Origin of the sequence: Paracoccus marinaquae, assembly GCF_018860165.1 — a bacterium.
Lineage (GTDB): Bacteria > Pseudomonadota > Alphaproteobacteria > Rhodobacterales > Rhodobacteraceae > Paracoccus > Paracoccus marinaquae.
In genome coordinates this window covers 21,816-34,720 of record NZ_JAHKNG010000015.1, presented here as the reverse complement: position 1 = coordinate 34,720, position 12,905 = coordinate 21,816, and the positions used below count along the sequence as shown (strand labels likewise).

General features: G+C 68.6%; 13 protein-coding genes. 7 read left to right on the top strand and 6 right to left on the bottom strand.

The window, feature by feature from the left end:
- Position 1: 1 nt before the first annotated feature.
- The 3 genes from KNW02_RS10270 to KNW02_RS10260 all read right to left on the bottom strand — a co-directional run bounded on the left by KNW02_RS10270 (position 2) and on the right by KNW02_RS10260 (position 4,151).
- Positions 2–1,966: a peptidylprolyl isomerase gene (locus tag KNW02_RS10270; RefSeq protein WP_252733675.1), complete on the bottom strand. Its 1,965-nt coding sequence runs from the start codon at positions 1,964–1,966 to the stop codon at positions 2–4.
- A gap of 66 nt (positions 1,967–2,032) precedes the next feature.
- Positions 2,033–3,208, bottom strand: coding sequence for an aminotransferase (locus KNW02_RS10265; protein WP_216033178.1), 1,176 nt, complete (start codon positions 3,206–3,208; stop codon positions 2,033–2,035).
- Position 3,209: 1 nt separating this feature from the next.
- Positions 3,210–4,151, bottom strand: a complete 942-nt coding sequence (locus KNW02_RS10260) for a hypothetical protein (protein WP_216033177.1) — start codon at positions 4,149–4,151, stop codon at positions 3,210–3,212.
- 105 nt (positions 4,152–4,256) lie between these two features.
- Between KNW02_RS10260 and KNW02_RS10255 the strand changes: the two genes are divergently transcribed.
- The 7 genes from KNW02_RS10255 (at position 4,257) to lexA (ending at position 10,482) form a co-directional block, all read left to right on the top strand.
- On the top strand, positions 4,257–4,847 hold the full coding sequence (locus tag KNW02_RS10255; RefSeq protein WP_216033176.1) for an anthranilate synthase component II: 591 nt from the start codon (positions 4,257–4,259) through the stop codon (positions 4,845–4,847).
- Entirely contained in the window at positions 4,844–5,872 is a 1,029-nt protein-coding gene (gene trpD, locus KNW02_RS10250) for an anthranilate phosphoribosyltransferase (RefSeq protein ID WP_216033175.1), read from the top strand. Before KNW02_RS10255 ends, trpD begins: the two co-directional genes overlap by 4 nt.
- On the top strand, positions 5,869–6,504 hold the full coding sequence (locus KNW02_RS10245; RefSeq protein ID WP_216033174.1) for a uracil-DNA glycosylase: 636 nt from the start codon (positions 5,869–5,871) through the stop codon (positions 6,502–6,504). Before trpD ends, KNW02_RS10245 begins: the two co-directional genes overlap by 4 nt.
- 86 nt (positions 6,505–6,590) lie before the next feature.
- Positions 6,591–7,394: an indole-3-glycerol phosphate synthase TrpC gene (gene trpC / locus KNW02_RS10240; RefSeq protein WP_216033173.1), complete on the top strand. Its 804-nt coding sequence runs from the start codon at positions 6,591–6,593 to the stop codon at positions 7,392–7,394.
- On the top strand, positions 7,391–7,864 hold the full coding sequence (gene moaC / locus KNW02_RS10235; RefSeq protein WP_216033172.1) for a cyclic pyranopterin monophosphate synthase MoaC: 474 nt from the start codon (positions 7,391–7,393) through the stop codon (positions 7,862–7,864). The genes trpC and moaC overlap by 4 nt, the downstream gene beginning before the upstream one ends.
- Positions 7,861–9,039 (top strand): molybdopterin molybdotransferase MoeA, encoded by a 1,179-nt coding sequence (locus KNW02_RS10230; protein WP_216033171.1) that lies wholly within the window; start codon positions 7,861–7,863, stop codon positions 9,037–9,039. The genes moaC and KNW02_RS10230 overlap by 4 nt, the downstream gene beginning before the upstream one ends.
- Positions 9,040–9,768: 729 nt before the next feature.
- Entirely contained in the window at positions 9,769–10,482 is a 714-nt protein-coding gene (lexA, locus tag KNW02_RS10225) for a transcriptional repressor LexA (RefSeq protein WP_216033170.1), read from the top strand.
- A 376-nt stretch (positions 10,483–10,858) separates the two neighbouring features.
- Here the strand turns inward: lexA and KNW02_RS10220 are convergent, their stop codons facing one another.
- The 3 genes from KNW02_RS10220 to KNW02_RS10210 form a co-directional block, all read right to left on the bottom strand.
- A complete protein-coding gene (locus KNW02_RS10220) occupies positions 10,859–11,605 on the bottom strand; it encodes an ABC transporter ATP-binding protein (RefSeq protein WP_216033169.1) in 747 nt (248 codons plus the stop codon).
- 144 nt (positions 11,606–11,749) lie between these two features.
- Positions 11,750–12,664, bottom strand: a complete 915-nt coding sequence (locus tag KNW02_RS10215) for an NtaA/DmoA family FMN-dependent monooxygenase (protein ID WP_252733673.1) — start codon at positions 12,662–12,664, stop codon at positions 11,750–11,752.
- A complete protein-coding gene (locus tag KNW02_RS10210; protein WP_216033168.1) occupies positions 12,664–12,831 on the bottom strand; it encodes a hypothetical protein in 168 nt (55 codons plus the stop codon). The genes KNW02_RS10215 and KNW02_RS10210 overlap by 1 nt, the downstream gene beginning before the upstream one ends.
- Positions 12,832–12,905: the final 74 nt, after the last annotated feature.

Below are 12,905 nucleotides of genomic sequence, written 5' to 3'. Positions count from 1 at the left end.
ACTACTGGACCTGCGCATTGATGGCGTTGATCGCCGACTGGTTCAGTTGCAGCCCGCCCTCGATCTGGGCGGCGCGGGCGTAATAGTCGAACAGATCGGCCTGCAGCGCCTGGCCAAGGCGCTGGCCGATGATGTCGATCACCCGCAGCGCCTCCTCGTCCTGAAGATCGGCCGCGTGAACGGCGTCGAGGCGCAGCAGGAAGACCCGCCCCTCGGCATCGACGATCTCGATCTCGCCGGGCTGGGCGATGGTGAACGCGCGCTGGACCAGATCCACGGGCACCCCGTCGATCCAGCCATCGCGGCGCAGGCCGGTCTCGATGGTCCAGGGCGCGGGCAGGGTCTCGGGGGTCGGCTGCGGCTCGGTGACGGCGTCCGGCCCGGCCTCGGCGGGGATCTCGGGCGTGGCAACGCGCGAGGCGGCATCGGCCGGCGGCATCGCCTCGGGCGGCGGGGCCGCCGCTGCGGTGGCCTCGACCTTTTCCTCTTCCGCCATCGCCAGCAGCTGGCGCCGGACCTCGGCCTGATGCCAGTCCTCGGCCACCCGGTCACGGACCTCGTCGAAGGCGATCAGCGCCGGCGGCACGATCTCGTCAAGGCGCAGGGCGAAGACGCCGCCGTCATCCAGCAGGAACAGTTCCGGAAAGTCCGAGGCGGTCACCGCGGCCGCCGCGTCGCGGAAGGCCGGATAGCCGGCGACGCCACCCTCGGGCCGGTTCCCGTCGCTTGGCCAGTCGATCTGGCCCAGTTGCATCGCGGTTTCCTCGGCCACCTCTTCCAGCGTCGCCCCGCCCGCAAGCAGATCCTCGAAATCCGCCATGCGGTCCTCGATCATCCGGGTGGCGCGATCCGCCGCCGCCTCGGCGCGCAGATCGTCGCGAGCCTCCTCGAAGCTGACCTCGACCGGATCGAGTATCCCGTTCATGGCAAAAAGTGCTGCCCCGAGATCGGTTTCGATCGGTCCGACGACTTCCGGCTGGCTCAGTGCGAAGATCGCCGCGCCGGCGGCGCCAAGCTCCTCGCGGGTCATCTCGCCCAGATCGACATCCTCAAGCGTCAGCCCGCGCTGCAGCACGAAGGTCTCGAACGGTTCTTCGCCGGCGTCGATCTTCGCCTTCGCCTCGGCCGCCGCTTCGGGGGTCGGGAAGACCAGCCGGCTGACCAGTCGCCGTTCGGGCTGCCGGTACTGGTCGATATTCTGGTCATAGACGGCGCGCAGCGCATCCTCGTCCAGCTGCACCTCTTCGGCCAGCATCTCGGGCGTCAGCCAGACATAGGTCAGCTTGCGGATCTCGGGGGCGGTGAACCGGTCGGCATTGGCCTGATGCCAGGCCGTCAGCGTCGCCTCGTCGGGATCGGCCACGGGGGCGGGCAACTGGTCTTCGGTCAGTTCGTGCCAGGCGATATCGCGGGTCTCCAGCAGCCACTGGGCGCTTTGCTCGACCATCGCGTCGGGGGCGACGACACCGCCGGTGACGGCGGCCTGAATCAGCAGCCGCGCCTCGTCCTTGCGGACCTCGGCCTCGAACTCGGCCTCGGACAGGCCCTCGCGGTTCAGGATCTGGGCATAGGCGGTGCGGTCGAAACTGCCATTCGGACCCTGAAAGACCTCGCTGTTCAGAATCGCCTGCCCGACCCGGTCATCCCCGACCGAGACGCCCAGACGCCGCGCCTGTTCCTCCAGCGCGGCACCGGTGAAAAGCTGCGCCTGCACGGCCTGCGGCAGGCCCACCGCCTGCGCCTGCGCCATGCTGACCGGCTGGCCGGTCTGGCTGCGATAGGCATTCATCTGGCGGACCATGGCGCGGTAATACTGATCCGCCGTCACCTTGGTCTCGCCGACCGAGCCGATCTCGGCCGAGCCGCCCGAAAAGCTGGTCACGCCGAAGCCGCCCAACCCCAGAATGAGAAGACCCATCAGGATCCAGACGATGGTCGATTTTCCTTGCGTACGCAGGTTCTTCATGCCGCGGCCTTCCTTGGGGTCGTCTTCGCGCCGTCTTTAGGACGGGCGCGGGGCCGCGACAAGCCTTCAGGGACGGAACCGGCGCAGCCTCTCGGCCAGTTGTACGATTCCGTCCGAATCGACATTGGCGAAGGCCAGCCGGAAATGACCCCTGCCGACGGGATCGTCCGGGGGCGTGAACATGGTTCCGGGCAGCGCGAGGATGCCGGCCTCGCGCACCAGCCGCAGCGCCAGATCGGCCGAGCTTTCGGCGAAGGGATGGGCGATCCAGGCGAAATAGGCGCCCGCAGTTTTCAGCTGCCAGCCGGGCACCGCCGCCAGCGCCCGCCGGGTCGCCGCGCATCGCGCAAGGATTTGAGCGCGTTCGCCGGCCAGCCAGTCGCGCAGATGCCGCATCCCCCAGAGCGCGCCGATCTGGCCCAGCTGCGAGGTCGAGATGGCCACGGTGTCGAGGAACTTCTCGGCCTGCGCCAACCGCGCCCCGGCGGCAATCATCGCCCCGACCCGGTGTCCGGTCAGGCGATAGGCCTTGGAAAAGGAATAAAGCTGGATCAGCGTCTCGTCCCATCCGGGCCGAGTCAGCAGATCATGGGGCGCGCCCGCGCGGCTGTCGAAGTCGCGATAGGTCTCGTCAAGGATCAGTGCGATCCCGTGACGCCGTGCCAGATCGAAGAAGGCACCGACAAGCCCGGCGGGATATTCGGCGCCCGAGGGGTTGTTCGGCGTCACCAGCACGATGGCGCGGGTCCGGGGACCGACCAGCGCCTCGGCCCGGCCGGGGTCAGGCAGCAGGTCGGCGCCGCAGGGTAGGACCCGCGTGATCAGGCCCTGCATGTCCAGCCACATCTTGTGATTGAAATACCACGGCGTCGGCAGGATCACCTCGTCCCCCGGCGCGGCCAGCGTCGAGATCGCCGTGCAGAAGGCCTGGTTGCAGCCCTGCGTGATCGCCACCTGCCCCGCCCCGACCGGCCCGCCGTAAGCGGCCGAGAACGCGGCCGCAACCGCCTCGCGCAGATCGGGATTGCCCAGCACCGGACCATAGAGATGCGCCTCGGGCCGGCTCAGCGCGGCTTCGGCGATGGCCTGGCGCAGGGCTTCGGGGGGCGGATCGACCGGCGCGGCCTGGCTGACATTGATCAGCGGACGGTCGGGGGGAAAGCTGACATCCTGCAGCCAGCGCCGCGCCTCCATCACCGGCGGCGGGAAGGTGGCCAGCAGCGCCGGATTCAGATGGGCCATGTCAGTTACGCTCCAGACTGCGCAGATCGGACAGATCCGGGGGCAGGGACAGGTCCAGCGCGGGTGTGGGCATGGCCGGTGTGGGCGCGGGCACGGACACCGGCACGGACGGGGCCGGCGTGGTCGCCGCCTGCGCGGTGCCGGCGGCGGTGGCCGGTTCCTCCGGTTTGGCCTGCGGCAGGCGCTGGTCCGGCGGCGCGGCGACCGGCAACGGCCCGGGCACCCGGTCGCGCTGGTCCGACGGTCCCAGTGCCGGCGCCAGTCCCAGCACCGGAAGATCCAGCCTGTCGGGGCGCGTGATCTGCGGTGTTGCCTCGCCGACGGCGGGCGATTGCGGCGCCGACCGGTCCTGCGGCGTTTCGGGGCGGGCATTGCTGCCGGTCACGGTGACCGGGGCGGGCTCAGCCGCCGGGGCGCGCACCGCCGGCGCGTCGCTTTGGTCCAGCCGCGCCGAGGGCACCGTCAGCGGCGTTGGCAGGCGCGGCACGACATCGCCGCCACGCCCGAATTCCGATCCCACCGGCAGACCGACCGCCTCGGCCTCGGGGCGCGCGCCCTCGGGCCGCGTCACCGGCGCGGCCGCCTCGACGGAAGGCAGGTCCTGCCCCGCCCCGGCGGCGGCGGATTCCGTCCCAGGCTCCGCTGCGGGGCTTTCGACGGCGGGCGCCTCATCCGCCGGGGCGGCCGTTTCCACCTCGGGCATGTCCGGTGCGGCCGGAACCGGCGCCTCTGCCGCTGCGGCGGGCTGGTCATCCGGCATTGCAGCCATGGGCGAGTCGTCGGGCGAAGGCGCGCCCGGGTCAACGCTGCCGGGCACCACCGCCTCGCCCGGCAGCGCAGGCGGTTCCGGTTCCGGCAGCGGCCAGACCAGCGACATCAGCACCAGAAGCCCGCCACCCAGTGCCGCGCCATGCCCCAAACCTGTCCAGAAACTGCGTGCCATGCGCCTCTTCTTTCCCCGGCCGGGCTTGACCCCCCGGCGCGCTTTGGCCCATCTATAGCGGACCCGTTTCCGGGGGGGAACCGCCCCCAAGCCAAGGCCTCCGCGATGATCCTTCTGATCGACAACTATGACAGCTTTACCTGGAACCTCGTGCATTATCTGGGCGAGGCCGGGGCCGAGGTGGTGGTGCATCGCAACGACAAGATCACCGTCGAGGAGGCGCTGGCGCTCTCGCCTGACGGCATCGTGATCTCTCCCGGTCCCTGCGATCCGGCGCAGGCGGGGATCTGCCTCGACCTGATCCGCGCCGCCGCCGAGCGCGGGATCCCGCTGCTGGGCGTCTGCCTCGGCCATCAGGCGATCGGCGAGGCCTTCGGCGGCAGGGTCGTGCGCGCCAACCGGATCCTGCACGGCAAGGTGGATGCGATCAGCCATGACGGCACCGGCATCTTCGCCGGCCTGCCCTCGCCCCTGAAGGCCACGCGCTATCACTCGCTGACGGTCGAGCCGGAAAGCCTGCCCAACTGCCTGCGCGTCACCGCGACCTCGGATGACGGCACGATCATGGGGCTGCTGCACGAGGCGCTGCCGGTCGAGGGCGTCCAGTTTCATCCCGAATCGATCGCCTCGGAACATGGCCACGAGATGATCGGCAATTTCCTCGCCCGCTGCCGCAAGGACGAAGCCGCCGCATGAGCACCGATATCCGCCCGCTGATCGGCATCGCCGCCAGCCGGCCGCTGACCGGCCCCGAGGCCGAGGCGGCCTTTTCGGCCCTGTTCGACGGGGCGGCGACGCCGGCGCAGATCGGCGGGCTGCTGATGGCGCTGCGGGTGCGCGGCGAGACCGTGGACGAGATCGCCGCCGCGGCGCGCGCCATGCGGGCGCGGATGAACCGCGTCCACGCCCCCGAAGGGGCGATGGACATCGTCGGCACCGGCGGCGACGGCAAGGGCACGCTGAACATCTCGACCGCGACTGCCTTCGTGGTGGCGGGCGCGGGCGTGCCGGTGGCCAAGCACGGCAACCGCAACCTCAGCTCGAAATCGGGGGCCGCCGATGCGCTGACCCAGACGGGCATCAACGTCATGGGCGGCCCGGCGGTGGCGCAGCAGGCGCTGGACCGCGCCGGCATCTGCTTCATGATGGCGCCGATGCACCATCCGGCCATGCGCCATGTCGGCCCGCCGCGGGCCGAGCTGGGCACGCGCACCGTCTTCAACCTGCTGGGCCCGCTGACCAACCCCGCCTCGGTGCGGCGCCAGTTGACCGGCGCCTTCTCGGCCGACTGGATCCGCCCGATGGCCGAGGTGCTGCAGGATCTGGGATCCGACGCGGCCTGGCTGGTCCATGGCAGCGACGGCACCGACGAGATCAGCATCGCCGGCGAAACCCGCGTCGCCGCGCTGCAGGACGGCACGATCAGCGAGTTCACCGTGACCCCCGAGGATGCCGGCCTGCCGCGCCATCCCTTCGAGGACATCATCGGCGGCGAACCCGCGCGGAACGCCGCCGCCTTCCGCGCGCTGCTGGACGGCCAGCCGGGCGCCTATCGCGATGCCGTCCTGCTGAATGCCGCCGCGGCGCTGCTGATCGCCGGCAAGGCGGCCGATCTGCATGAGGGGGCGGCCATCGCCGCCCAGTCCATCGACAGCGGTGCCGCCCGGGCGCGGCTGACGCAACTGGCCGAGGTGACCGGCCCGCCCGAAGCGCAGGCGTGACCCCGCCCCCGGCCTGGGCGCATCTGCCCTTCTTCCGCACCGACTGGCCGCCGATCCGCGCCCGACTGGAGGCCGCGCCCGGCTGGCTGCCCGGCCCCGGCCGGATTTTCGCCGCATTCGCCGCAGTCCCGCCCCAAAAGGTCAGGGTCGTGATCCTCGGACAGGATCCCTACCCCACGCCCGGCCATGCCAACGGTCTGGCCTTCTCGGTCGCCCCCGGCATCGCCCTGCCGCGCTCGCTGGCCAATATCTTTGCCGAATTGCAGGGCGATCTGGGTGCGGCCCCCGCCAGCGGCGATCTGTCGTCCTGGGCCGCGCAGGGCGTCCTGCTGCTGAACACCTCGCTGTCGGTCTTGCCGGGCAAAGCCGGCACCCATGCCGGCTGGGGCTGGGACCGCCTTGCCCGGCAGGCGATCGCCGAGGCGCAATCGCATGGTCCCATCGCCTTCCTGCTCTGGGGCAATCACGCCCGGAAGGCGGCCGCCGGCCTGCCGCGCCCGCAGGATCTGGTGATCGCCACCGCCCATCCCTCGCCGCTGTCGGCGCGGCGCGGCTTCTTCGGCAGCCGCCCCTTCAGCCGCATCAACGACTGGCTGGCCACGCAGGACCGCAGCCCCATCGAATGGATCTGATCCCCGGCTGGTCCCCCGGGGGAGCTCGGCAGGGCTGGCGGCACCGCCCCCTTCCCTCGCCGCCCACGGAGGGCTAGAAGCGGACCATGGATATTCTCGACAAGATCAGGGCCTACAAGCTGGACGAGATCGCCGCCGCCAAGGCGGCGCGTCCCTTGGCCGATATCGAAACAGCCGCCCGCGCCGCCGATGCCCCCCGCGGCTTTGCCCGCGCGCTGCGCGAAAGGGCCGCGACCGGCGCCGCCCTGATCGCCGAGATCAAGAAGGCCAGCCCGTCCAAGGGCCTGATCCGCGCCGATTTCGACCCGCCCACGCTGGCCCGCGCCTATCAGGCCGGCGGTGCCGCCTGCCTGTCGGTGCTGACCGATGCGCCCAGCTTTCAGGGCGCACCCGAATTCCTGACCGGGGCGCGCGCGGCCTGCGACCTGCCCGTGCTGCGCAAGGATTTCCTTTACGACAGCTATCAGGTGGCCGAGGCCCGCGCCTGGGGCGCCGACTGCATCCTGATCATCATGGCCTCGGTCGATGACGCGCTGGCGGCCGAGCTTGAGGACGCCGCCCGCCACTGGGGCATGGATGCGCTGATCGAGGTGCATGACGCCGCCGAACTTGACCGCGCGCTGCGCCTGAGATCACCGCTGATCGGGATCAACAACCGCAATCTCAAGACCTTCGATCTCAGCCTCGATGTGACCCGCGCGCTGGCGCCCCGCATTCCGGCCGACCGGGAGGTGGTCTGCGAAAGCGGCCTGTTCACCGCCGCCGATCTGGCCGCGATGATGCAGGTCGGCGCCCGCCGCTTCCTGATCGGCGAAAGCCTGATGCGGCAGGCCAATGTGACCGCCGCCACGCGGCAGATCCTCGATGTCAGAACCCAGGGTGCGGCATGAGCCTGACCCATTTCGACAGCGCCGGACAGGCGCATATGGTCGATGTCTCGGGCAAGCCCGAGACCGCGCGCGAAGCCGTGGCCGAGGGCTGCGTGATCATGTCGCCCGAAACCCTGGCTCTGGCCCAGGGCGGCGCCGCCAAGGGCGATGTTCTGGGCGTGGCGCGGCTGGCCGGGATCATGGGCGCCAAGCGCACATCCGAGCTGATCCCGCTCTGCCATCCGCTGCCGATCGCCAGGGTCGCGCTGGACCTGACCCCCGACCCGGCCCTGCCCGGCATCCGCGTCACCGCCACCGTCCGCACCACCGGCCGCACCGGCGTCGAGATGGAGGCGCTGACCGCCGTCTCGACCGCCTGCCTGACGGTCTATGACATGCTGAAGGCGGCCCAGAAATCCATGCGCATCGAGGGCATCCGGCTGCTGACGAAAAGCGGCGGAAAATCCGGCGACTACAGGGCAGACGAATGATATCGGTCGAAGAGGCGCTGAGCCGAGTGCTGGCACTGGCCGCCCCCCCCGAGGGCGAAACCGTCACGCTGGACGAGGCGGCCGGCCGTGTCCTGCTGGAACCTGCCGTCGCCCGGTTGACCCAGCCCCCCTTCGATTCCTCCGCGATGGACGGCTATGCGCTGCGCTCGGACGATCTGGGCGGGCCGCTGCGGATCATCGGGGAATCCGCCGCCGGCCATCCCTGGCGGGGCGAGGCCGCGCCGGGAACCGCCATCCGCATCTTCACCGGCGCCGCCGTGCCGGCGGGCTATGACCGCGTCATCATGCAGGAACACACCAGCCGCGCGCAGGATGTCCTGACCGTCACCGATCCGTCGGGCGGCCCGAATATCCGCAGGCGCGGCGGCGATTTCACGGCCGGCGATACGCTGGCGCCCGGCCGGCGCCTCTCTCCCGCCGATATCGGCCTTCTTGCGGCGATGAACGTGCCCGAGGTCACCGTCGCCCGCCGGCCCCGCGTCGCCATCCTCGCCGGCGGGGACGAGCTGGTGCGGCCCGGAACGCCCCCCGGCGAGGGCCAGATCATCAGTTCGAACGACCTCGCCATCGCCGCTCAGGTCCGCGAAGCCGGCGGCATCGCGCAGATCCTGCCCATCGCCCGCGATACCGAGACAAGCCTGCACGAGGGGTTCGAGGCCGCCCGGGGTGCCGATCTCGTGGTGACCATCGGCGGCGCCTCGGTCGGCGACCATGACCTGATCGGCAAGGTCGCCGCCGATCTCGGGATGGAGCGCGCCTTCTACAAGATCGCCATGCGCCCGGGCAAACCCCTGCTGGCCGGCAGGCTCGGCCCCGGCGCGATAATCGGCCTTCCGGGGAACCCCGTATCGGCAATGGTTTGCGGGACATTGTTCATGCAGCCTTTGATCCGGAAGATGCAGGGACTTGAGGATGTTTCCGCGCCGGAAAAGGCGCGGCTGGCGGTCGCCATTTCACCCGAGGGCGGGCGGCAGCACTATCTGCGCGCGACGCTGCAGGACGGCCCCGACCTGCCCCTGATCACCCCGTTTCCCAATCAGGATTCGGCCCGCCTGTCGCTGATGTCGCGGGCGGATGCGCTGCTGATCCGCCCCGCCGGCGACAGCGCCCGCGAACCCGGAGAGATCGTCTGCTTTCTGCGCCTGCCGCACTGAGGCTCTGGTGCGCATCATGGTTTTCGTACTGACGGGTCGGATTTCTCCGGAGAACCATGCATCGACAGGTAAAAAACGCGAAAAGACATACGTTTATCGCGGCAAGGTTCTACTCTGCCGACTTTCGCTGCGCGGGGCGAGAATGTCGCCGATGCGGACGAAGCGGCCAGTCACGTCCGACGATCACTCCTTCGGGATGATCGTGACCATGCACTCGTCGTTTGTTTCGACTCCTGCCTTGGCGCATTGAGGGGCGGTAAGGTTGAAGAAGAATACATCCGAGCCCTTGCCCCAAGGACGGATGTTCCGCCTGAATGGCCCTACATCATTCAGTAGCACGTCAGCGGGAAAAGACTGTGTGCGACCGCGCACATATTCGGGTTTCACAACGACATAGCGGGGAAGAAAGTCCTCTTTGCGCAGAACTCTTGCAGGAAATGAGGTAGACGCCTCGCCCATCGTGCTTATGAAACCCACTTTTCGGTTCACGTTAAGCTACGACCGACCGTCCGCAAAGGGCTCTGACCCGGCATTCGTCGCATGTTTCATGAACGGCGGGTTCCGGGCGGCCTTGGAGCCAATACGGCAACTATGGTGTTCAAGGACGGGAACTATGCTGCATCGCACAGAGGCCTGTCCTTTCCTGCAGGCCGTCCTGCTCTTGCTGTTGACGCGATTCGCGCCGCAGGTTAGAACATTCTATGAACACGTCTGAGCAGGGGCAGGCAGATGCTGACCAGAAAGCAGATCCAGTTGCTGGAATTCATCCAGAAACGCATGGCGCGTGACGGCGTGCCGCCCTCCTTCGACGAGATGAAGGATGCCCTGGACCTGCGCTCGAAATCGGGCATCCACCGCCTTGTGACCGCATTGGAGGAACGCGGCTTCATCCGTCGCCTGCCGCATCGCGCCCGCGCGCTGGAAATCCTGCGGCTTCCCGATGCCCTGACCCATCCGGCGACCGACGCCCCGGCCGAGACGGCTGGCTTTACCCCGCGGGTGATCTCGAACGACGCCCCCACCCGGCCGCGCGGCGCTCTGAGCATTGCCGACAGCGCCGCGGTCGAACTGCCGCTGATGGGCCGCATCGCCGCCGGCGTCCCGATCGAGGCCATCTCCGAGATTTCGCACCATGTCTCGGTTCCCGGCACGATGCTGACGGGGCGCGAGTGCCACTATGCGCTGGAGGTCAGGGGCGATTCGATGATCGAAGCCGGAATCAATGACGGCGATGTCGTGGTCATCCGCGAACAGGACAGCGCCGAGAACGGCGATATCATCGTGGCCCTGATCGAAGGTCACGAGGCCACGCTGAAGCGGTATCGCCGCAAGGGCGCGATGATCGCGCTCGAGGCCGCGAATCCGGCCTATGAAACCCGCATCCTTCCCGAAGGCTCGGTCCGCGTTCAGGGCCGTCTGGTCGGCCTCATCCGCAGCTACTGAACCGCCCCGGGCCCGACCTTCCAACTCTGGACGACGGCCCGCTTGCCGAACCCCAGACGGGCCGGCGGCGTGAACCTGCGATCGCCCGGCTTCGAACCATGCGCAGCATCCGTCAGCCCACCAGACCTCCCCGACCGCCCCGACGGCCAATTCCTTAACCGGATTCCGCACCACAGCCCGCAAGCTGTGTACACGCTGTGCACGGGTGGTGCCGCCCCGGTGCACGCGCCGTGCCGCGCCATATCCAGCATTTGCTGGGAATTCCGGGCGGTTGCCGGCCAGAGCCGCACAGGCAACGCGCGTTGCCCTGTTGCGCAAAGCGACGGATTGATCCCCCGGCCGTCGTGACGGCCGTCCAACCCGGCCCTTTTTCGGGTCAATGCAGGCCGAACTCGGCCATCAGTTGCCGCCGGTGCCGGACGAATTCCGCGTCATTTCGGTCCCGCGGACGCGGCAGGTCCACCTTGATGAGGCGGAACACCCCGCCCTTCGACCTCGGCAGCACCAGGACCCGATCGGCAAGGAAGATCGCCTCTTCCAAATCATGGGTCACAAGCACCATGGTCACCGCCTCCTCGGTCCAGATCCGCACCAATTCATCCTGCATGGTGATCCTGGTCATCGCATCCAGCGTCCCGAACGGCTCGTCGAGCAGCAGGATTTCCGGCTGCATGGTCAGGGCGCGGGCAATCCCGACCCGCTGCGCCATGCCGCCCGAAAGCTGCCACGGCCAGGCCGCCTCGAAGCATCCCAACCCGACCAGATCGAGGTAATGTCGCGACCTCGCCTCGGCCTCGGCACGCGGAACACCCCGCAATTCCAGCCCGAAGGCAACATTGCCGAGGACGCGCAGCCAGGGAAGAAGCCGCGGCACCTGAAAGATGACGGCGCGTTCACGAGCAAGGCCGAGGACCGGTGCCCCGTCGATGAAACCGCCGCCATCATCGGGTTCCTCAAGCCCGGCCAACACCCGCAGAAGCGTCGTCTTGCCTGAACCGCTTGCCCCGACGATGGCAAGGCTCTCGCCCGCGCGGATGTCGAGGTTGATGTTCTTCAGCACCGTCAGCGCTTCGCCGTCTATGGTGAAGGTCTTGGTAAGGTCGCGGTGCTGGGGATCTGCCAACCAGCGAAAAAGCCGACCAGCAGGCCGTAATCCGCGGTCAGGTTGCGCGCTACGCGCCCGGACCGCGCCAGCAAGACCCGGATGTCCGGGTCACTTCGGGCCCGCAGGTTCTTGCTTGTGATCTGATAGGTCATCGCCAGCGCCTCATTCAACGGCATGCGCCCGACAGCGCAGGGCCGCGTTGCGATCGACCGGGAAGGGCGGCCCGAGATTGTCCCGCAGCGTCCGCCCCTCGTAGGCGGTACGGAACAATCCGCGCCGCTGAAGCCCGGGGATCACCAGATCGACAAAGTCATCAAGCGCCGTCGGCAGCCATGGCGGGAGAATGTTGAACCCGTCAGCGGCTTCGTTCTCGAACCATTCCTGAAGCTGGTCGGCGACCTGCGCGGGGCTGCCGACGACCGTGTAATGGCCACGGGCCGAGGCAACCCAACTGTAAAGCTGCCGGGTGGTAAACCCGTTCTCGCCCGCGATCTGCCGGATCAGCGCCTGCCGCGACTTCATACCCTCGGTCGACGGTGCCGGCGGCAGCGGCCCGTCCAGATCATGGTCGCGCAGGTCCGGCGTTCCACCGGTCAACCCGTTCAGCAGCGCGATCCCGTCTTCTTCCAGGATCAGCGAGGTCAGCCGGTCATATTTCTCGCGCGCCTCGGCTTCGGTTCGGCCGACAAAGGGCAAAACGCCCGGCATGATGAGGACGTGATCGGAGTTGCGCCCGTGCGCCGCCGCGCGCGCCTTGATATCGCGATAGAATTCCTGCGTGTTGGCGAGGGTCTGATGCGCCGTGAAGATCACCTCGGCGGTTGCCGCGGCAAGGCCCCGGTCATCCTCTGACTGGCCGGCCTGCGCAATGACCGGACGACCCTGAGGCGAGCGCGACACGTTGAGGGGGCCGCGCACCCTGAAATGTTCGCCTTCATGTCCGACCGGATGCAGCTTCGAGGTATCGAAGAAGACGCCGCCTTCCTTGTCGCGAAGATCTTCGGCGAGGCGCTGCAGGGGTTCGGGCAGATCGTCGTAGGCCGTCACAGTATTCGCCCAGTTCGTGTTTCCATCCATCACCTCACCATGAGAAAGAGACCGAGATAGAGCCCGGCCAGTGTAATCGAAATGACGGCGCAGTTGCGGTCGCGGCGATCATCATTCGGCGTCCGGCCTGCTTGTGCGGTCAGATCGTTGCCCAGATGGGCGGCGAGCCCGGGTTGGTATCCATAACAGCAGAACATGTGTGGTCTCCTTTGGGTCGAGCGCGCGCCGGCCTCAGGTGAAAATGACGACGGCGATCGCCGAGGCGTAGCAG

Bases quoted from the DNA above. Each gene is read 5' to 3' on its own strand.
- KNW02_RS10270 (WP_252733675.1), bottom strand. From the start codon at position 1,966: ATGAAGAACCTGCGTACGCAAGGAAAATCGACCATCGTCTGGATCCTG.
- KNW02_RS10265 (WP_216033178.1), bottom strand. From the start codon at position 3,208: ATGGCCCATCTGAATCCGGCGCTGCTGGCCACCTTCCCGCCGCCGGTG.
- KNW02_RS10260 (WP_216033177.1), bottom strand. From the start codon at position 4,151: ATGGCACGCAGTTTCTGGACAGGTTTGGGGCATGGCGCGGCACTGGGT.
- KNW02_RS10255 (WP_216033176.1), top strand. From the start codon at position 4,257: ATGATCCTTCTGATCGACAACTATGACAGCTTTACCTGGAACCTCGTG.
- trpD (WP_216033175.1), top strand. From the start codon at position 4,844: ATGAGCACCGATATCCGCCCGCTGATCGGCATCGCCGCCAGCCGGCCG.
- trpC (WP_216033173.1), top strand. From the start codon at position 6,591: ATGGATATTCTCGACAAGATCAGGGCCTACAAGCTGGACGAGATCGCC.
- moaC (WP_216033172.1), top strand. From the start codon at position 7,391: ATGAGCCTGACCCATTTCGACAGCGCCGGACAGGCGCATATGGTCGAT.
- KNW02_RS10230 (WP_216033171.1), top strand. From the start codon at position 7,861: ATGATATCGGTCGAAGAGGCGCTGAGCCGAGTGCTGGCACTGGCCGCC.
- lexA (WP_216033170.1), top strand. From the start codon at position 9,769: ATGCTGACCAGAAAGCAGATCCAGTTGCTGGAATTCATCCAGAAACGC.
- KNW02_RS10215 (WP_252733673.1), bottom strand. From the start codon at position 12,664: ATGGATGGAAACACGAACTGGGCGAATACTGTGACGGCCTACGACGAT.
- KNW02_RS10210 (WP_216033168.1), bottom strand. From the start codon at position 12,831: ATGTTCTGCTGTTATGGATACCAACCCGGGCTCGCCGCCCATCTGGGC.